Here is a 20,354-nt window from a genome sequence, read left to right on the forward strand (position 1 = left end):
AAACCAGCCTTTATGAAAATCAGGGATACGATAGATAAAACATTATTCTGGTCACTTGTCGTGCTGATGAGTTTGATGGTGTTCAATGTGCTGTGGCAGGTAGCCTCCAGGTATTTGATGAAGTCGCCTAGCTCCTTCACAGACGAGCTGGCCCGCTTTATCCTGATCTGGGTTGGTTTGCTGGGCGCCAGTTACGTGACGGGCAAGAAGATGCACCTGGCTATCGATATACTCCCGTCTAAACTGCACGGCAGAAAAGCCCGCAACCTGAGCATTTTCACAAATCTGGTGGTAGCAGCTTTCGCCTTTTTAGTGCTGGTGTGGGGTGGCATCAAACTGGTGTACATCACTCTGAAACTGGAGCAGACATCCGCAGCCCTCAACATTCCGCTGGGCTATGTATACACGGTGCTCCCGCTCAGTGGACTGCTGATCATGTATTACAGTCTGGTAAACTTGCGCATATCTGGCGAAGAGCCGGAAGAGATTGGAAAAGAGTTGGCCTAGCATCACATTTATAACAGGAGCTTATGGATTTTATAGAGATCATCGTACTCGTTGTCAGCTTTATTTTCCTATTGATCATCGGCGTACCCATTGCCTTTTCCATTGGTATCTCTGCGCTGCTCACCATGTTGGTCAGCATTGCACCGGTACCCGCCTTTACCACACTGGCGCAGCGCCTGGCCACCGGACTTGACAGTTTCGCGCTCCTGGCTATACCTTTCTTCATACTGGCTGGTCAGCTCATGAACCGGGGTGGTATTGCTACAAGACTTATCGATTTTGCCAAAAGCCTGGTCGGCACGTTACCCGGTGGATTGGCCTACGTGAATATTGTAGCCAACATGCTGTTCGGTGCCATCTCCGGCTCAGCGGTAGCGGCGGCTTCGGCTATTGGTGGTATCATGAATCCGCGTATGGTCAAGGAAGGCTATTCCAGACCATTTAGTGCAGCCGTGAACATTACCTCGGCCACGACTGGCATGATTATTCCACCGAGCAATATCCTGATTGTGTACTCACTGGCGAGTGGCGGCGTATCGATTGCAGCCCTGTTTGTGGCTGGTTATGTGCCGGGCATACTGTTGGGCATGTCGTTGGTGGGTGTGGCCGGCTTCATGGCTTACAAAAACAAATATCCGGTAGGCGATCGCATTCCGCTCAGTGAAGTTTTCAAAAAGCTGGTCGATGCCCTCCCAAGTTTATTTTTGCTCTTTATCGTAATTGGGGGCATCATAGCGGGAGTTTTTACAGCAACAGAAGCCTCGGCTATTGCAGTGCTCTACACCATCGTGTTGTCGATGGTGGTCTACCGTGAGGTGAAAGTAGCTGACCTGCCGGATATCCTGATCACAACAGTAATTACCACGGCTATTGTGATGCTGCTGATCGGTACTTCCATGGGCATGTCCTGGGTGATGTCGTTTGAGAACATCCCGCAGGCAGTAAGTGAGGCGCTGCTTTCTATCAGCGACAACAAGATCGTGATCCTGATCATCATCAACCTGATCCTGCTGTTTGTGGGCATCTTCATGGACATGACACCTGCTGTGCTGATTTTCACGCCGATATTCTTACCTGTCGTGACGGCTCTGGGTGTGCATCCCGTGCATTTCGGCATCCTGATGGTATTCAACCTCTGCATTGGCCTTTGTACCCCACCTGTTGGCTCGGTGCTCTTTGTGGGGTGCGGCGTGGCGAATATCAGCATCAGCAAAGTGATCAAACCTTTGGTGCCGCTATTTATCGCCATGCTGGTAGCCCTATTGCTAGTGACCTATATTCCTGCGCTTAGCCTCTGGCTGCCAGAAGTATTCGGATTGTAATATTTAACTAAGTGAAGATGGGCTAAATTGCAGCGGCCAGCGTAGTTACTTCGTTATCCTATAAATCACCTTTAAGCAGTTTAATACTATTTTATGCTCCTATTAGGTATAGACGTAGGTACTTCTTCGATCAAAGTGTCGGTGGTGGATTCACAGACGCAAGCTTGCCTGGCTTCGGCTCAGCATCCGGAAGAAGAGTCAGACATTCTGGCGCCGAAAGCTGGTTGGGCTGAGCAGGCGCCGGCTATGTGGTGGGAACACGCCAAGATTGCCATCCTGAAAGCGCACGCAACCGGCAGGTATAACCCCCAGGATATCGGCGCGATAGGTATAGCCTATCAGATGCACGGCCTGGTGGTCGTGAACAAAGAACAGCAAGCCCTGCGCAACGCCATCATCTGGTGCGACAGCCGCGCCGTGGAAATCGGCAACAAAGCTTTCGAAGCGATAGGCGAAGAACGAAGCCTGTCACGATTACTCAACTCCCCTGGCAATTTCACTGCCTCCAAACTCGCCTGGGTCAAAGCCAACGAACCCGAACTTTACGATAGCATCGACAAGATCATGCTGCCGGGCGACTACGTGGCCATGCGGCTCACAGGCGAGGTTACGACCAGTGTTTCGGCTTTATCGGAGGGTGTTCTCTGGGACTTCCAGGAGAACGAGCTTTCCAGTGATGTGCTAGGCTACTATCAGTTCGACAAAGAACTTATACCTGTTATCCATCCAGTTTTTTCAGAACACGGCAACGTGCAGCAGCATATAGCCGATGAACTCGGCCTGAAAGCAGGTATACCAGTGACCTACAAGTCAGGTGACCAGCCGAACAATGCCCTGTCGCTGAATGTGCTGCAGCCCGGCGAGGTAGCAGCTACGGCGGGTACTTCGGGCGTAATCTACGGCGTGAGCGATAAGCTGCTCTACGATCCGCAGTCCCGGGTGAATACTTTTGCCCACGTCAACTACACCGACTCCCAGAAGAGGTTGGGCATGCTGCTCTGCATCAACGGCACTGGCAGTCTCAACCGCTGGATAAAAAATATAGCCGGCTCAGGTATAAGCTATGCTGCCATGAACGAAATGGCCGGCCCTATACCTGTCGGCAGTAATGGCCTGCGGGTAATTCCTTTCGGGAACGGAGCCGAGCGGATGCTCAACAACAAGATCGTCGGCACACACTTCCATCACATTGACCTGAATCTACACACAAAAGCCCACATGTTCCGGGCGGTGCAGGAAGGTATAGCCTTTGCCTTTCGCTATGGTCTGGACATTATGCGGGAGAACGGCATGAACCCCAGCATAATCCGGGCAGGACAAGCCAATCTTTTCCTGAGTGAGTGCTTTACGGAGGCTTTTGTTAACGCCACCCACGTGCCTGTTGAGCTATACCTGAACGATGGCAGCATAGGCGCTGCCCTAGGTGCTGGCATTGGGGTGAAAGCATTTGCCTCCGAGAAAGAGGCTTTCACCAACAGCAAAAGGTTGCGGGTGGTGGAACCTAAAGCTATCGACCAGTACGAACCGGCTTACCAGGAATGGAAAGCCCTGCTCGAAAAACACCTGAACGACAGATAACCTTAACCGCAAACAAGCTAACCCTCATACCTTATGGCAAACACGACACTAACCCAATCAGAATATTTCAAAAGTATAAGCACCATCAAATTTGAAGGACTTGAGTCTGACAATCCGCTAGCCTATCGCTGGTATGATGAGAACCGCGTAGTAGCCGGAAAAACATTGAAAGAGCACCTGCGTTTTGCTGTGGCTTACTGGCACTCCTTTAATGCCGATGGTTCCGATCCTTTTGGCGGTCCGACCCTGAAGTATGGCTGGAACAAGAAGGAGGACGTGATCGAAAGAGCGAAAGGCAAAATGGACGCTGCTTTTGAATTCATCACCAAACTCGGCCTGCCCTACTACTGCTTCCATGATGTGGACCTGGTGGATTATGGCAACGACATCCGGGAGAACGAGCGCAGGCTGCAGGCTATCGTGGAGTATGCCCAGCAAAAGCAGAAAGAGACCGGTGTCAAGCTCCTTTGGGGAACTGCTAATGTCTTTTCGCACAGTCGCTATATGAACGGCGCGGCTACCAACCCGGACTTTCATGTGACAGCCCATGCAGGCGCTCAGGTAAAAGCTGCTCTGGATGCGACTATTGCCTTGGGTGGCGAGAACTATGTATTCTGGGGAGGCCGTGAAGGTTACATGACGCTGCTGAACACTGATATGAGGCGGGAGCAGGAGCACTTTGCTAAGTTTTTGCACATGGCCCGCGACTATGCCCGCAAGCAGGGATTCAAGGGGACTTTCTTCATCGAGCCAAAGCCTATGGAGCCAACCAAGCACCAGTATGACTACGATGCCGCCACTGTTATCAGCTTCCTGCGTCAGTATGACCTGCTCGACGATTTTAAACTCAACATCGAAGTGAACCACGCGACGCTAGCCGGCCATACCTTCCAACACGAGCTTCAGGTAGCAGCCGACGCCGGACTGCTCGGCTCTATCGACGCCAACCGCGGCGACTACCAAAACGGCTGGGACACTGACCAGTTCCCAAATAACATCAACGAGTTAACGGAGGCCATGCTGGTGTTCCTGGAAGCAGGTGGCGTACAGGGCGGCGGCATCAACTTCGACGCCAAGATCCGAAGAAACTCCACCGATCCAGCAGACCTGTTCTACGCCCACATCGGTGGTGCAGACACCTTCGCCAGAGCATTAATCACAGCAGACAATATCCTGCAAAAGTCTGATTTCAAAAAGCTGCGCCAGGAGCGCTACGCCTCTTTCGACAGTGGCAAGGGCAAGGATTTTGAGCAGGGCAAGCTGACATTGGAAGAGCTTCGCGATTATGCCATTGTGCATGGGGAGCCGGAAGTGAGAAGTGGCCGTCAGGAGTACCTCGAGAATCTGATCAACCGCTTTATCTAATCGGCAGCACCTTCTACCATAACCCTGCTTCGTCATGATGGAAAACGCACAGGACACTTCGGCCAGCAACCTGCCCTACATTGCTGGCATCACCCTGATCGCCACGCTCGGTGGGCTGCTGTTTGGATATGACACAGCTGTGATATCAGGTGCTGAGAAATCGGTGCAGGCATACCTGATCGACGGACTTGGGCTGAGCACCTGGGTGCATGGCGCCACGATTTCCAGTGCGCTGATTGGCTGTATCATAGGCGGGGCAATTTCGGGTTTGCTGGCATCAGGTATAGGCCGTAAGAAAACACTGCTGGTAGCAGCGCTCTTGTTTTTCTTTTCGGCACTGGGCTCTGCCTATCCCGAATTCCTTTTCTTTGAGGAGGGGGAACCTACCATGGGGCTGCTATACCTATTCAACTTCTACCGTATATTGGGTGGTATAGGCGTTGGTCTTGCCTCCGCGGTAAGCCCGGTCTACATCGGAGAATTAGCTCCGGCCCACCTTCGCGGTCGTCTAGTTTCACTGAACCAGTTTGCCATTATTTTCGGGATGCTGGTGGTGTACTTCGTGAACTGGGGTATAGCGAGCGGCCAATCCATCGAGTGGATCAATGAAATCGGCTGGCGCAGGATGTTTTTGTCAGAAGCTATACCTGCTGGTCTCTTTGCCGCCTTGTTGTTCTTCGTACCTGAAACACCCCGCTACCTGAGCATGGTCAAGCGGGATGAGGAGGCACTGAAAGTCTTGACGGAAGTAAATGGTCCTACAGCCGCCAGACAAATACTGGCTGACATTAAAAACACAGTGGAGCACCACTCCGGCAAGTTATTCGCATACGGACACACTGTTATCATAATAGGTATACTCCTGTCTGTTTTCCAACAGTTTGTAGGTATAAACGTGGCCTTGTACTATGCTCCCCGCATTTTTGAGAGCATGGGTGCAGGCAAAGATGCTTCTATGCTTCAAACTGTGGTCATGGGTGTGATCAATGTTATCTTCACGGTGCTGGCCATTGTTACAGTAGACAAATGGGGCAGAAAACCACTGCTGATGATTGGCTCTGTAGGTATGGCTATCGGCATGTTTGCCATCGCCGGTCTCTCTTACTTTGAGATCATCGGCATTAGTACCCTGGTGTTTATCATCGTCTACACAGCCTCGTTTATGATGTCCTGGGGACCAATTTGCTGGGTGCTGATCTCCGAGATTTTTCCGAACAAGATAAGAGGCAAAGCAGTGGCGGTGGCTGTGGCGGCACAGTGGGCGGCCAATTATTTTATTTCCTCTACCTACCCGTCGATGATGGAGTTTAGTGGGGCCTTCACCTACGGCTTTTATGGCGTGATGAGTGTGGTATCGCTCCTGTTTGTCTGGAAGATGGTTCCAGAAACCAAAGGCAAGTCGCTGGAGGAAATGGAAGAGCTGTGGCACATGAAGTCAGAACAGCTAGAGGCAACAGCCCAAGTTTTCGCCGAAAAACTGAAAGTATAACATCGGCTGAACATTACAGAAAAGCCCCGCTGTTTTACTACCAGCGGGGCTTTTCTGTACCCAGGTAGCAGCAATTGCTATACCTGGCAGCATTTTTATCTCCTTTTCGTTAAATCATTCCTTGCTGGGAGCACGAATTCCTCTAATTCAAATGCATTTCTATACCAGTTGTTAATCTTCTTTGCCTAAATCTCTAAGGCAGTTCAGCTATTATTATACCTGAGAAGCTGATTTCAGCCCCCTTCCAAATTAATTGCACTTATTTAACAGATTAAAAAAACATTAAAACACTTAACAAATTGAATTTAATATTTTCATATCTTGTTTTTGAGCGTGGATTTAGACAATATTGATAGTTGTATTTAGGAAAAATATAAATTTATCAACAATTCCATATAACGCAACTTACACTACAATTAGATGGAATTCGGAAAAGGCTTAGGTGTATTTGAGAAGATGATTGATACATCTCTTGATGTGTACGGGCGTATAGATCGTGCAGGATACATTCAATATGTTAATAAGGCTTGCAAAGCAATTTCCGGGTACGACAGCTCTGAAATAATCGGCAAGCATTTCTCGGATTTTCTCCACCCCGATGAACTTCAGAGTACGGCTCAAGTCATACAAGAAGTGTTTGAAAGCCAACGCGACCTGACGGTCGACAATCGCGTACTTCATCGGGAGGGTAAGTCAGTGTATATGCGCTGGTCTGGCACCTGGTCAGAAGAGGATAACTCATTATGCTTTGTAGGCCGTGATATCACGGAGCAGATACTGGCAAACCGAAAATTGCGGGAAGCAGAAGAGCTGCACAGAGCACTGGTGGAGCACGGAACAGACATGCTAGCCCTTTTTGATGAAGAAGCCAACTTTATCTACAGCAGCGGCTCTACTCAAAAAATATTGGGCTATGCGCCAGACCAACTTGTAGGGTTTAACGCTCTTTCCTTCATCCACCCAGATGATCAGCCTATGGTACTGGAGAAGTTGGCCACAGTACTTGTTTCAGAGGAGCACATCACTATCTCGAGTATTCGATTCAGACACAGCAATGGAGAGTGGCGCTGGCTGGAAACATCGTTAAGCAATCAGCTGCATAACCCTGCCGTGAAAGCGCTCGTTACGAGTTCGCGTGATATAACCGAGCGCGTTATCTATGAGCAGCGATTACTGGAAAGTCAGCAGCGTTTCAAGGCCATGTTCGACGACAACCCGGATATGGTGCTGATAGAAAACAGAGAAGGAGTAATATTAGATGCGAATCGTGCTGCAGAAACAATGCTCGGCCTACCCAAACAGGAAATTGTGAACAAGCACGTAGGGGCATTTCTTTCTCCAAAAGCCTTAGATCTATGCTCAGAGAACTTACAGAAAGCTTTTGATGGTAATACGGTTAAGTTCATTCTAAAGGCTACCAATGATGATGCCGAAGAAGTTATAATGGATATTACCAAAATTCCTGTCACGATAAATGGGGAGGTATTGGCAGTCCATACTATCATAAAGGATATAACAGCCGCTACTAATTATCACAAAGCAGTAGAAGAACATGCCAACAAGCTGACGAACATTTTTGAGAGTATAACGGATGCCTTCTGTACCATCGACAGAAACTGGAACTATACCTATGTAAACAGTGAGTTTGAGCTCCAGACAAGGTGCAGCAAGGAAAAATTTGTCGGCAGAAACTTTTTTGACATATACCCTAATGCTGCTGGCGGAATTTTCCATCAACACTATCTGCACGCGATGGAGACAGGTGACACGGTGCATTTTGATGCCTACTCTGAAGAGCTTGATTTGTGGCTTAACGTGAAAGCATACTCTTCCAAAGAAGGTCTATCAATTTACTTCAGCGACATCTCTGATAAGATCAAGGTGCAAAAAGAACTTCAGAAAATGTCGTTGGTTGCGAGCCATACAACCAATGGTGTAATTATTACAGACGCTGATCGCAGAATAGAATGGGTAAATGAGGGATTCACTAAACTGACCGGGTATAACCTGGAAGAAATTACGGGTGCCAGACCCAGCGAATTACTGTTAAGTCAGGACATAGATATCACACCTTACGAATCGATTAAAGAAGACTTGCTCCGCGGAGAGCCTGTTTCCCTTGAAATCCAGAATAAGAGAAAAAGCGGTGAAATAATCTGGACCTCTTTGCAGGTAAACCCAGTTTACGATGAGAGCGGCGATATCCAAAGGTTCATCATCATTCTGACAGACATATCTGAAAGAAAGAAGTCGCAACAGGAACTTGAAAAACTGTCCTTAGTGGCAAGCAGAACAGACAATGGCGTTGTCATAACAGACGCCAACGGACTGACGGAGTGGGTTAATGAAGGCTTCACTAAAATGACAGGGTATACCTTACCCGAAGTAGTAGGATTGAAACCAGGAGCGTTGCTGCAAGGGCAGGAAACGCAGCAGGAAACAGTGCGCACCATGAGCATGAACCTCAGGCAGGGCCTTCACTTCAATACCAATATCATCAACTATAGAAAGTCTGGAGAGAAATTCTGGGTGTCTATGGATATCACTCCCATACTTGATGAAAACGGCAAGATCACCCAGTTCATTGCCATCCAGAAAGACATTACATTCAGAAAAGAGACGGAGGCGAGCCTGCTTAAGATGACGCAGGACCTTTATACCCAGAACACGGACTTGCAGCAGTTCACTTATATCGTATCTCACAACCTACGGGCACCAGTTGCCAATGCGCTAGGCTTGACTAACCTTATGGAAAGAATCGATAAGGATTCTGAGCTGTATGAAAAGTCACTGGTAAACTTAAAACGAAGTGTGTTGAGTCTGGATACTGTTTTAAGGGATTTGAATACGATACTGAGCGTACGGGATAGTAAGGGGAACCTTGAAAGAGAACAGGTCAATATAAAATTAGAGATACAACAGGCACAATCCGCCTTATTGGAGCATCTTCAGCGTTGCGGGGCCACCTTATCTATCGACATTGGAGATGAGGTAAGCACCTACACCAACAAAGCTTACTTGTACAGCATCTTCTACAATCTGCTCTCAAATGCCATTAAGTACAGATCAGAGGAGCGCCCACTGGAGGTACGCATCAAGTGTTTTGCAGACAATAAGAAAGGTACGATCATTTCTTTCTCTGACAATGGCTCTGGCTTTGACATGAACAGAGCAAAAGACAATATCTTCAAACTCTACAAAAGATTCCACGCCGATAAAAAAGGACGGGGCATTGGGCTTTATTTGATTAAGACTCATCTGGAAGTAATGAGTGGCCATATTGAAGTCAGAAGTGAAGTTGGAGTAGGCACAAGATTCATCATTTATTTACCTAAAGCCTGATATGAAAGTATTTGTCATCGACGATGATGTACTGAGCATCTTTGTCACGGAGAATATGTTGGAACTCGAAGGCATAACACAGGACATCAGCATCTTTCAAACTGCCGCAGATGCGCTGGAAGCGGTGCGTATCAGCAGCAAAGAAAACCTGCCAGATGTGATTTTACTTGACCTGAACATGCCCCTATTGGACGGATGGGGATTTTTAGAGGAGTTTACTTTATTAGAACAGAAGTTCAAAAAGAAATGTGATGTCTATATCCTGACCTCTTCTGTAAATAAGTCGGATAGGGTTAAGATGAAGGAATATCCGCATGTGCTCGATATGATTCACAAACCAATCAGTAGCGAAGACATTCAGCTTATGTTCTTCAACTACTCCACTTCAGGCCTCTCTCAAAAATAGTCACGATCAGCAACAAGAATAAACGAACATTGACCATGGAAACAGTAGTTGCGACGCGGCAAGGCGTGGATCATGAAAGGGAGCGCTTAGCCAGACTCCAAAGGTATGACGTAGCAAAAAATTACAGCAGATCTGGTACTTTTCAACATGTGGTTACCTTAACAGCCAACATATTTGAGGTACCCATAGCGATAGTTAATTTTGTAGCCAAAAAGGTTATTCTGACAGAATCAGGCATCGGTGTAGATGGCATACAGGAAGTCGACCGATCGATATCAATCTGCTCGCAGGCAATTTTGCAGGACGAAGTGACCATATTCGAAAATGCAAAAGAGGAACCTTGCCTAAAATCTAACCCCTTTGTGCACGGCGAGTTCGGGCTTCAGTTTTACGCTGCTGCTCCCCTCAAAACACCTGACGGATTCAATATTGGTGTACTGGTAGTTGCTGATAAAAAGCCGCGGGTATTTTCGAAGGAGGAAACAATGATGCTGGAAGGTTTAGCGGCCATGGTAATGGACGAATTAGAGGGCAGACGCCTGAGGAAGTAGTGGACATACATAGTCTTTACTAGCTAAATATTTAAAACTGCCTTATCTTCGGGAGCACGAATGGTTATGCCTGTCCTGCCAATGACAGGCAATTCCGTCAAACAGATTTGCGCAGGTAAGACTATGATAGATGACCTATCGGCATTAAGCTTCACAACTGTATTAGACCTCCTGGGGACTTTCGCTTTTGCCGTAAGCGGCATCCGTTGGGCTTCTACTAAGCAGTTCGACTGGTTTGGTGCTTATGTTATAGGACTAGTGACAGCCATCGGTGGCGGAACCACCCGGGATCTCCTGCTCAACGTTACTCCCTTCTGGATGCAGGATGCCACTTACCTTACTGTGACAGGTATAGCCCTGGTGGCCACGATCCTGTTCCGGAACCAGCTTTTCCGCTGGGGTAGGGCCCTGTTCCTGTTCGACTCTATCGGATTGGGTTTGTTTACGGTAGTAGGTGTAGGAAAAAGCCTGGAGGCAGGGCTCCCCTTCTGGGTATGCATTGTGATGGGCGCCATTACAGGTTCTGTGGGCGGCGTCATCCGGGATGTTTTGCTGAATGAAGTACCGCTGCTGTTCCGGAAGGACATCTACGCCCTGGCCTGTATTGTAGGCGGCATTGTGTACATGATCAGTTACCAGTCCGGCCTATCCATTTCGCTGACGGAACTACTCGCAGCCCTCACCGTGATTCTGATCCGGGTTGTAGCAGTGCGGTATCATATTCAGCTACCCTTTCTAAATCCTATTGACACCGAACTCAACGACAGAGACAAAAAAGCTTGATGCTCCTATCAAGTAATAAAAGTTAGTTGTTGTTCAGTTGTCCGATACTTATACGCTCAGTATCTACAATCACATACAATGTTGGCGAACCAGGTTGGGTGGCCTCTATTTTAGTACTGTAAAGTGATACCGGAACAAAAGCTCTGATCTTAGCTTCCTGGGCCGCCAACTCTTTGATGAGAGCTTGAGCTTCCGCTGTATTCTTATCGGCATTTGCTTTGTTCTCGACAAAACGCCGCAGCGAATCAAAATCCACTTGTGGCTCTTCTGCCAAGGCAGACTCTGTTAACTGTGCATTTTTGCGAACATTGTAAGTCTCATTGATTTTCTCTCTGAGTTCTAGAATCCTGCCCAGGCAAAAGTAGAATTGGTCTTTTGTCATTTTAGTCAGTTAATTAAGGTTGTAGGTGATCGGGTTGTACTGCTGCACCAGATCCTCGATAGTAATTAGCCGCACGCACTGAACCAAAGTGGTTATTGACTGCCCCAACTCCACTGACTCAATGGAGGCGTCCAATATAAGATAATGCTCTTCCACCAGATCCTGTTGCTCAAACATAACAGAGTAGAACCGATGCCCTGCTTCCTGACTGTGCATTTGAATCATGCCGCCCTTTACTATCCCGTCCGTTATTAACTGCTTTTCTGTACCGTTCATGAAACTGATATAAAATACATCGTTCTTTGATGATCGCTTGTTTATCAGCATTAAGTTCTGGTTGCTTTCAAAACTGATCAATTCAGACATACTAGGCTTTCTTCCTAACTGTTGAGTAAGATAGGCAGAGTAATCGCTGTAATAAACGTAGTCATTCTTCATGGTTAAAGCTTAAGCAGCGGGACGTATAAAAGTGGTACAGCCAATTGGCTGATCAGTTTAGGCCATCGGGCCGGGTGGGTGTTAAGACTTTATAACAAGTGCTATACCTTTAATAGTTTAGAAATCAACAGGTTTATTACAATTGGTTCAGGAGGCTATACCTATATGTTACTTATAGATATATAACACCAGTCAAATATGTGGTTTGAAACAAGCAGGAGAGCAACAATCAAATATAAAACCCTTATTATCAACAATTTATAGTTTAAACAATTATATATACGTATAACAGAGTAGGATAATAGAATAAACCTTTTCCTGCCAACATGAAAAACAATACCCTCTTTATCACATTACTAACCGGAACGCTGCTGCTAGCCTCTTCCCATACCTACGCTCAGACAACACAGGCTGAGCAAGAGCGCAAAACAGAACAGCAGGAAGCAAAAGTGAAAGCCGACAAGCAGCGCCTTGATGACGCCTCCGATCTGAGAAAAGACACGAAGGCGGATGCACGTGTTGCCAAGGCAAACGCAAAAGAGGCTAAGCGAATTGACAAGGAAGCTGCTTATGCAGCGAAGCAGGCTAAACGTGCTGCCCGGATGGAGGCAAAAGCACAGCGAAACCGCACTGATGCGGACAAACAAGCCAAGAAGGCTGCTAAAGCCACAGAGAAGTCAGATTTTAACTAGGGTTATCATACGCTTGTTTACCCTGCAACCAAAAGTAACAGCAACGTCAATCCTTATCAGTTTGGACTATGCGAATCAAACAAAAAAGCCCCGCTGGTTCATTACCAGCGGGGCTTTCTGCTTAGGGTTGTGGAGTAGCAGGGATTCGAACCCTGGTCCAGACAAGGAAATCAACGGGCTTTCTACATGCTTAGACTTATTCGGATTGTCGGGAGCTTGCAAGTATAAGTCAAACTTATGCGCACTCCTTAGATGCTTTATTTCGCCTGTGCACCGCACCCTTACACAGACTAGTCAATCGAGTCGAAGCCTCTGATGTGCAAGCAGATTCACGAAACCTGCACGAGACTATGGCTAGTGCTTAATACCTAGATTAAGCAGCCATGGCGTAGTTATATTCGCCAGTTATTGTTCGAACGGATTTTTAACAGGTGGTACGTTCATCACCCGACATGCTTACACGCAATCTGCACAAGCTGTCAATTCCAGTCTACCCCATAAGTTAAAGAACGTCGTATTCCTACGCATTATACTTCAAGAAGTATGCCACAAAGGTAAGTAATTTGTGGCATACTTCTATCTGTTTTCTATCTATACAACACAATTAGCTATCGCTGGGTTTCATTGTGTCAGGCTTCTTACTTCACTGTCAGCACTCCCTGCTTTGTCATTTTAGGCGCTTCGTACAGGTCTATCAGGGAGTGTGTGTACTTGAGGTAATTCATAGGGTACTTTACCTGGAACACCTTTGGGAGGTTAGCGCCGGCAGGTACCAGCATCAGTGAAGATTTGCTGTCGATGGTTTCACGTTTCAGGGCTATACCTTCGCGGTTGTCGAACTTCACATCAAAGTAGTACAGGTAAGGGTATACCCAACTCACGTATTTGCTCTTTGAAGTACCTGACAGACTTCTGATCTCCAGCGCTTCGTAGTTATTGGCAATGGCCTGCTGAAACTCTACTGCGTTGAGTGGCACATTGTTGAGCACCGGCATTACATCAAACTGGCCGTCAAGCATCACCCATTTGTTCAGGTCTGGCAAGAATACCTCCAGCACCACGTGGCCAGCTCCATATTCAATGGTTTCTACCTCCTTCATTTTCAAACCCATGGTGCGGGCTGGCAGTCCAATTGCGTTTAGGGCAGCAGTTGTCACGATACCGTACTCCACACAGCGAAAATTCTTGCCTTCTTTGACCTCAGACAGAATAGTTAGGGCATCCGGGCTGCTTGGCTCGTTCATGCCATCGTGTTGCCACTGGCGGTGTACCCAGTTCACAATACGCAGCGCTTTTTCAGTGTCGTTGGTGGCACCAGCGACAATCGCATCCAGCTGGTACTGCTCGCGGAGAGTCTGCAGGAAGGCATTGCCCTGATTTTGTTCGTACAGAAAGGTATAGCCAGACACTTCCTGCGCCTTGTTGAATTGCAGGGCTTCGTGGCCGTAGCCTTTGAACTCTGTCAGAGCGTAGTCTTTTTCGCTAAGCTGCACATAGAACTGGTACGATTTGCCCGGCTTCACCTGGAAAGAAATAGAGTCCAGATCGGTGCGGAACATCACATACGTTTTCTTGTTGTGCACTGGCACCAGCATTACATCAGGCGAAAGCTCCGGCATAATGCTCCAGGTGCCTCTTGTCCATTCCTTGCCAATCTTGTAATCGGCTTTGGCGACGTTGGCTTTGATTACTGGCAGGCCTTTGTACTTCTGCTGCGCTAAGGCAGGCATGGCCAACACGAACAACAAAAACAGGATTGATGATAACTTTTTCATAATTTTATTTTGCGCTTAATAATGTGTTATAGATGATTTTTTATTTCGCTTTTAACTGATGTTGTTTCTTTCTCTAATCAGCAGGTCTGTTCTCAACTCCATGTCTCCCAGCCTGTTGTAAGTGTATTAGAAAGATCAGTGCCAAAAAATTTAATTAACTGAAAATCAACACTTTAAACAGAATCCCTTTTTATACCTGTTCGCTTTCGATACACCTGCATCTGATACATCTGTGCGCTTATGAGACAGCCTGTTTGCTGCAAATCCATCGTCTGGACGCTGCAGCTAACAATCTCATTTCGCATAAAAAAGCCCTGCAAGCTGGTTGCTTGCAGGGCTTTTTTGGCCTGACCCATCGTGTGCCTAGACACAGTATGTGATTGGGACTATTTCAGTTGCTTTACCGGAAACTACACATGCGGCTATAATTACTCTAGCAGCTAGCATAAAGCAAACAATGGTGTCTTCCATTATGGATGAAGTTTACCTCGCTACAGTTTCGCTTGCAGATCCTTGCTCCAGTCCAGCATGGTAGTGTATAGTTCGTCTATGCTTATCTGTGGGTTTTCCTTGTAGAGCGAGATCAGTTTCTGGTTAAAGTCTCCGAAGCGGATAAAGCCTCTCTTCTGCTCCATCTGGTGCTCCATTATTGGTATAAAAGTGGCGTTGTCTTCGTCAGAAAACTTATCCAGGCAATAGAGTGAATAGATACTCCAGGTCATGTACTCGTTGAACACGTTATAAGACGAGCTGTAGGCGCTGGTACCGTTACTTTCCACTACCCACTTGGCTCTGTCGCCAAACGCTTCATTTATCTGTCCGGTATACTTATCTGATGTCGGGTTCACGAAGTTGTGATCTATCTCAGTGAACACCACACGTGTGTTGCGCATCTCATTTACCTTTTCGTTATACTTCGGGTTTAGGTCTGCCCTCTTCACAAACATGACGGTCTGATTAAAGCCATTGTCTTCGAAGCTCATAGTGGCATGAGCCCCCCCTACCAAAGGCGAGAAAGTAACCCGGTAATTGCCATACTTAAACCCAAACATTTTCTCCAGCCACACCTGCTGCTGGGTAATCGGATTCTGGGTGCGGTATACCTTTACAAGCTCGTTATAGTAAGGTTGGTGCTGCTTGTAAAACGCCCGGAAGTTCGATTTTTTGGCGAAATCTTCTATCAAAGCCCGGTTAATCAGTATTGGATCATCCTGGTTACTAAAACCCATTTTTCGGATAATGCCTTCGTTTGTGATGTTGCCTTTTTTATCAAACACATAGGCGCAAGCGTTCATTTTCATGGCATAGTAGTACCAGTAGCTCTCGTTATCGAATACTTTGGTAATGTGCCGGTTCACCACTTCCATGATCGGGTGGTTCTTGTAGGGTGAGAAATGCGCTATTACCTCCTTGTGGTAGGGTGTGGTCATATCTACCATATTGGAGTCCTGTTGCCCTATTTTAGAGATAGCCACCAGGATATTCGCCAGTTCATGCACTTCCGGTACCTCCACGCTAAACTTGCCCTGGTGCTCGCGGATATACTTCTTTGTGAAGTTCACATTCTTCGGAACACCCACAATCTCGGTCAGCGCTTTTTCCCTTCCTTTCTGCAGCACATAAAACTGGATGGTGTCGCCAACCTTTACATTAAAGGTAATCGAATCTACATCTGTCACGAAGGCTACCTTGGTCTCTTTTTGCTTGCACTCTACGGACAGTCGGTCTGGCTTCTGTTCAGGTGATATTTTCCAGTCAGCGTGCCTTTCGGTATCATTCAGCACATAAGTGATGGTTTCTACATTCGATTTTATACCTGGCAGCTCTTTTACTTGCTGGGCATAAGACGCGGTTGTACCTGCAGCCAGCATCAGGGCCAGCGCATACTTTGGTAAGCTTTTCATTAAGTTTTATTAGGAGATTTAGGTTTTACTTAGCGGCTAATTTTTGACTCTTCAGGTGCTTCAGGGCACGCTCCATTACCGGATCCTTCTTCTGGATGTAATCCTGCAGCGTCATTTTTACTTCTATGTCAGGCTTTACGCCATAGCCCACAAACTCACGGCCATCAGGGTAGGTGTCCTTTTTCGTACAGATTCGGGCTCCTCCTCCCCCAGGCAGGTCAAACATAAAAGGTTGGCCTGTGCTACCGAAGGAGTTCTCGCCAATTTTGGTCATGTGCTTCTGGTTGTCGGCGTAGATCAGGAAATCTTCGGCGGCAGAGGCGGTATTATGCCCGATAAGTATAGCTGTAGGCACAATCACCTTTTCGCTCTGTTTTACTTTATTCTGGGCCGGACTGTAGTCAAACTCATGCATCAGCCTGTCCTGGAAAGCATTCAACGATTTAGCGGCCCAGACATTATCAACCGTATCTTTAGGAGCTGTAAATGCACCCCATGCTTTATAGCTAGCCAGGTGTTGGCGTGTAGAATTCTTCGAACCGTACAGTAGCGTATCGGGGCTCAGGTAATCCAGTATCTCACGGCCTATGGCTGTAGAACCGCCACCATTGGAGCGCAGGTCTATTATCAGGGCTTTCGCTTTGCGCAACTCCGGAAGTTTCTCCAGGAACAGCTCATTTATCTTCGGGTCATGGAAGCCATTCAGAGCCAGGTGGGCAGTCTGATCAGGATACCACTTCAGGGTCAGCAGTTCCCGCTTCTCAATGGTAGGAAATACTTCCTTTTCGGCAGTTTTGGCATGCGTCAGTGTCAATGCCTTCACCTTCCCTTTCGGGGTTTTGTAGGTGATGTCATACTTTTCCCCTTTCAGGCCTTTTAGCATATTACTAACAGCCCAATCCATTAGCACATAATCCGTAGACGAGGAAATGTAAGGAAGCACATGCTGCTTCAGGTATTCCGCTGTCGGCTGCCCGTTTACCTCAAGTATCTCACTGCCCACCGGCACCTCATCTTTTATGCTGAGGTTGGTCCTTGTGACGATGGCTTTGTTATCGATGTTGCTTAGGAAAATCCTGTACTTGCCAAACATGTCGTTGTATAGCAGGGTATCCACACTTTTCGGGAAATAGACGTTGGTGTGACCGTCGTTGAGCAGGGCACAGAACTTCTGTAGCTCACGGTAGTATTCATAGTCATTTTGGGTATGCTGCACGTTGGTGATCGCTTCGCGGTAAGCGTTGTCCCACTTGGTCCGATCCACCTTATCCAGGTATACGAAATTATAGTTTGCTTCCTGCCAGAACTTCGACAGCCCGTATACTTTATCAGTAGTAGACAGCGTGTTAGGAACCTGTGCTTTCGCGACAAAACTTGTCAGCAACACCAGCAATAGGAGATACTTTTTCATAGGGTTATTTTATACTTTTGGCTTGATATTAAATGATTTACTTATTCTGTCCGGAGTGAACCGATCGGGTCGGCCATGGCTGTTTTGATGGCGTGGAAACTGAGTGTGAACATGGCGATGATGATGGTGGCAGCAAAGGCTGATGCAAAGATCCACCAGCTTAGCTCGGTGCGGTGGGCGTAATCGCTGAGCCAGGAGTTCATCAGGTACCAACTCAAAGGAAGCGCGATGACATTGGCGATGAGCACCAGTTTCAGGAAGTCTTTGCTGAGCATGAACACGATGCTCGATATGGACGCACCCAACACCTTGCGCACACCAATCTCTTTCTTGCGCTGTTCAGCTGTGAATAACGCCAGACCAAACAAACCAAGGCAGGAGATAAAAATGGCGATGCCTGCAAAGTAATTGGTTAGCTTTCCGATGATAGTCTCGCTCTTGTACATGCGTTCAAACATGCCGTCCAGAAAGTGATATTCGAAAGGAAAAGCCGGGTTGTGCTTCTGCAAGACGCGCTCCATGGCAGCAAGCGCAGCTGGGGTTTGGCCAGGCTCAATTCTGACATAGAGGTAATTTAAGTTATCCGGGTCCAGCTTTATGATCAACGGGGCAGGACCCACCTGCATTTTCCTGGACTGGAAATTCTCAATCAGGCCAATAATGCGCCCTTCCACCTCCCAAAGCTTGAGTCTTTCCCCAACCGGATTATCTAGCTGCATGAGCTTGGCAGCTTCTTCGTTGATGATGTAATTAGCGGTGTCGGCGCCGAATTCTTTAGAGAAAGTACGTCCATCTTTCAGCTTCATTTTCATGGTTTCCACCAAGCCATAGTCGATGTGCATGTAGTCTATCAGCACTGCCGCATCCGGCTCCTTCCCCTCCCACTCCACATCGCTCGTGTTCGATCCCATCCGCAGTGCGATCTGATCAGAGGCCGACACAGCTGTCACACCGTTTATGTTCTGAAAGTCTTGTTTTATCACTTCATAGCGCTCTTTCATTTGGCCTTCTATCGGTATGAGCACCGTGTTTTCGCGCTGCAAACCAATATCAGTGGTGCGGATGTAGTGCAGCTGCAGGTACACCACCAGCGTACTTACAATCAGCAGGGCCGATAATACGAACTGAAATACCACCAGCCCTTTCCGGAAGAAGGCAACACGGTCGTTAAGTTTCACTGTACCCTTGAGCACCACCACCGGGTCGAAAGAAGATAGAAAGAAAGCAGGGTAGCTACCCGATACGATGCCTGTAAAAAGCGCAACGCCTAGCAAAAGCAGCAAAAGCTCTGGGTCGGTCAGATCGAAAACTACTGCCTTACCAGTCAGGTCATTAAAGGCCGGCAACAGCATGCCTGTCAGGTTGGCTGCAATGAATAGCGCCAGAAAGGCAATCAGCACGGACTCGATCATGAACTGCCACACCAGTGAGCCCTTACTGGCACCAATGGCCTTGCGCACGCCCACTTCCTTGGCACGCTTGGCAGACCGGGCCGTTGCCAGGTTCATGAAATTGATGCAGGCGATCAGGAGCAGAAAAACAGCTACTACCGAAAACAGCCTGACATACATGATCAACCCGCTTTCCGTTCTTCCTTTCCGGAAGTCGGAGTACAGGTGAATGTCTTTTACCGCCTGTACAAATAAGTCTGTGTCGCGGCTGCCCTTATCACCTTGCTGCAGAAAATGCCTGATCTTATCATTTAAAGCCCCGACATCAACCCCGGGGTGTAATTGCACATAAGTTCGTAATCCATAATTGCCCCACCCTTTGGTCCATTCATTTTTAGCTTCGTAGTCGGCAAATGGAATTACATAATCAAACTGAAGAGAGGAGTTCTCCGGCACAGATTGCATCACACCCGTTACGGTATAGCTTTCGGCATTATTCAACTTTACGACCATGCCCACTGCCTCCCGGCTACCGAAAAGTTTCAGGGAGAGACTGTCGCTGATGACTACCCCTTTGGGCTGCAGCAGCACCTGCTCAGCACCGCCTTGCAACAGCGGAAAAGTGAATACCTGAAAAAAGGTAGAGTCTGCATAAACGCCATCTGCTTTTATTGCCTTCTCTTCATGGCCGAACAGTTGCTCCTCATTCCAGGTTACCCGCACGGCATGCTGTACCTCCGGCAACTCCTGCCGCATGGCAGGCCCCAACATTCCAGGACCCGACTCTGTGGTGAGGTCATCCGCCCCCGGATAGTGCTGAATGTTCATCACCCTGTATAGCTGGTCTACATTCGTATGAAAACGATCAAAACTCAACTCATCCTTCACCCACAGCAGGATCAGGATGCTGCATGTCATACCCAATGCCAGACCTGACACATTGATCAGGGAGAACATCTTATGTCGCATCAGGTTGCGGTAAGCCATTTTGAGATAGTTCTTCAGCATAGTTTTTTCA

Annotated in this window: 16 protein-coding genes and 1 other RNA gene; 10 read left to right on the plus strand and 7 right to left on the minus strand. The window is 47.6% G+C overall.

Annotation, left to right across the window (positions count from 1 at the left end):
- The first annotated feature begins 12 nt into the window (after positions 1-12).
- The 9 genes from AC5FX6_RS12635 to AC5FX6_RS12675 all read left to right on the plus strand — a co-directional run bounded on the left by AC5FX6_RS12635 (position 13) and on the right by AC5FX6_RS12675 (position 11,343).
- The gene (locus tag AC5FX6_RS12635) at positions 13-507 is read left to right on the plus strand and encodes a TRAP transporter small permease (RefSeq protein ID WP_493597412.1); all 495 of its coding nucleotides are present in this window, start codon (positions 13-15) and stop codon (positions 505-507) included.
- Positions 508-530: 23 nt separating this feature from the next.
- Positions 531-1,829: a TRAP transporter large permease gene (locus tag AC5FX6_RS12640; RefSeq protein ID WP_493597413.1), complete on the plus strand. Its 1,299-nt coding sequence runs from the start codon at positions 531-533 to the stop codon at positions 1,827-1,829.
- Between the two features lie 93 nt (positions 1,830-1,922).
- Positions 1,923-3,407, plus strand: coding sequence for a xylulokinase (locus AC5FX6_RS12645; RefSeq protein ID WP_493597414.1), 1,485 nt, complete (start codon positions 1,923-1,925; stop codon positions 3,405-3,407).
- A gap of 33 nt (positions 3,408-3,440) precedes the next feature.
- Positions 3,441-4,772 (plus strand): xylose isomerase, encoded by a 1,332-nt coding sequence (gene xylA, locus AC5FX6_RS12650; protein ID WP_493597415.1) that lies wholly within the window; start codon positions 3,441-3,443, stop codon positions 4,770-4,772.
- Positions 4,773-4,806: 34 nt separating this feature from the next.
- Complete coding sequence (gene xylE / locus AC5FX6_RS12655; protein WP_493597416.1) at positions 4,807-6,261, plus strand: D-xylose transporter XylE; 1,455 nt, start codon at positions 4,807-4,809, stop codon at positions 6,259-6,261.
- Between the two features lie 420 nt (positions 6,262-6,681).
- Positions 6,682-9,603, plus strand: coding sequence for a PAS domain-containing sensor histidine kinase (locus tag AC5FX6_RS12660; RefSeq protein WP_493597417.1), 2,922 nt, complete (start codon positions 6,682-6,684; stop codon positions 9,601-9,603).
- Position 9,604: 1 nt separating this feature from the next.
- A complete protein-coding gene (locus AC5FX6_RS12665; protein ID WP_493597418.1) occupies positions 9,605-10,009 on the plus strand; it encodes a response regulator in 405 nt (134 codons plus the stop codon).
- A 35-nt stretch (positions 10,010-10,044) separates the two neighbouring features.
- Positions 10,045-10,560: a GAF domain-containing protein gene (locus tag AC5FX6_RS12670; RefSeq protein ID WP_493597419.1), complete on the plus strand. Its 516-nt coding sequence runs from the start codon at positions 10,045-10,047 to the stop codon at positions 10,558-10,560.
- A 123-nt stretch (positions 10,561-10,683) separates the two neighbouring features.
- Entirely contained in the window at positions 10,684-11,343 is a 660-nt protein-coding gene (locus AC5FX6_RS12675; RefSeq protein WP_493597420.1) for a trimeric intracellular cation channel family protein, read from the plus strand.
- A 22-nt stretch (positions 11,344-11,365) separates the two neighbouring features.
- Here AC5FX6_RS12675 and AC5FX6_RS12680 read toward each other — a convergent pair whose 3' ends face one another.
- Positions 11,366-11,725, minus strand: a complete 360-nt coding sequence (locus AC5FX6_RS12680; RefSeq protein ID WP_493597421.1) for a hypothetical protein — start codon at positions 11,723-11,725, stop codon at positions 11,366-11,368.
- Positions 11,726-11,734: 9 nt separating this feature from the next.
- The gene (locus AC5FX6_RS12685; protein WP_493597422.1) at positions 11,735-12,163 is read right to left on the minus strand and encodes a hypothetical protein; all 429 of its coding nucleotides are present in this window, start codon (positions 12,161-12,163) and stop codon (positions 11,735-11,737) included.
- Between the two features lie 326 nt (positions 12,164-12,489).
- Here AC5FX6_RS12685 and AC5FX6_RS12690 point away from each other — a divergent pair, with 326 nt between their 5' ends.
- A complete protein-coding gene (locus AC5FX6_RS12690; protein WP_493597423.1) occupies positions 12,490-12,855 on the plus strand; it encodes a hypothetical protein in 366 nt (121 codons plus the stop codon).
- 127 nt (positions 12,856-12,982) lie between these two features.
- On the opposite strand, the gene ssrA is transcribed toward AC5FX6_RS12690, so the two are convergent.
- The 5 genes from ssrA to AC5FX6_RS12715 form a co-directional block, all read right to left on the minus strand.
- Positions 12,983-13,352: a transfer-messenger RNA gene (gene ssrA, locus AC5FX6_RS12695) on the minus strand.
- A 141-nt stretch (positions 13,353-13,493) separates the two neighbouring features.
- Positions 13,494-14,630, minus strand: a complete 1,137-nt coding sequence (locus tag AC5FX6_RS12700) for a transglutaminase-like domain-containing protein (protein ID WP_493597424.1) — start codon at positions 14,628-14,630, stop codon at positions 13,494-13,496.
- A 491-nt stretch (positions 14,631-15,121) separates the two neighbouring features.
- Positions 15,122-16,534: a hypothetical protein gene (locus AC5FX6_RS12705; RefSeq protein WP_493597425.1), complete on the minus strand. Its 1,413-nt coding sequence runs from the start codon at positions 16,532-16,534 to the stop codon at positions 15,122-15,124.
- A gap of 25 nt (positions 16,535-16,559) precedes the next feature.
- Positions 16,560-17,945, minus strand: a complete 1,386-nt coding sequence (locus AC5FX6_RS12710; protein WP_493597426.1) for a S41 family peptidase — start codon at positions 17,943-17,945, stop codon at positions 16,560-16,562.
- A 41-nt stretch (positions 17,946-17,986) separates the two neighbouring features.
- Positions 17,987-20,344, minus strand: coding sequence for an ABC transporter permease (locus AC5FX6_RS12715; protein WP_493597427.1), 2,358 nt, complete (start codon positions 20,342-20,344; stop codon positions 17,987-17,989).
- Positions 20,345-20,354: the final 10 nt, after the last annotated feature.

This window comes from Pontibacter sp. LHS2 (genome assembly GCF_058932845.1).